This is a genomic window from Meridianimarinicoccus marinus (assembly GCF_040689105.1).
GTDB classification, from domain to species: Bacteria; Pseudomonadota; Alphaproteobacteria; order Rhodobacterales; family Rhodobacteraceae; genus Meridianimarinicoccus; species Meridianimarinicoccus marinus.
Genome location: NZ_JBFBVU010000097.1, coordinates 1 through 452 on the forward strand (window position 1 = coordinate 1; position 452 = coordinate 452).

Sequence of the window (452 nt, forward strand, 5' to 3'; positions counted from 1 at the left end):
GCGCACAGCTCCGCATCGGCGGCGGTCTCGTCGGCGATGACCATGGTTTCGGTGGGCCCGGCGAACAGGTCGATGCCGACCCGGCCGAACAACTGGCGCTTGGCCTCGGCGACGAAAGCGTTGCCGGGGCCCACCAGAAGATGCACCGGGTCGATGGTTTCGGTGCCGATGGCCATGGCGCCGATGGCCTGGATGCCGCCCATGACATAGATCTCATGGGCGCCGCCGATGTGCATGGCGGCGATCACCGCCGGGTTGGGCTCGCCCTTGAACGGCGGGGTGCAGGCGATGATGCGCGGCACCCCGGCCACTGCCGCCGTGGCCACCGACATATGTGCCGAGGCGACCATGGGGAACTTGCCGCCGGGCACATAGCAGCCCACCGATTGCACGGGGATGTTCTTGTGGCCGAGGATCACGCCGGGCAGGGTCTCGACCTCGATGTCCAGCAT

General features: G+C 68.1%; 1 protein-coding gene. It reads right to left on the reverse strand.

The genetic code is table 11. The features are described 5' to 3' along the window. Window positions 1–452 (reverse strand): histidinol dehydrogenase (locus AB0T83_RS20340; protein WP_366195014.1); only part of this gene is annotated, 452 nt, incomplete at both ends.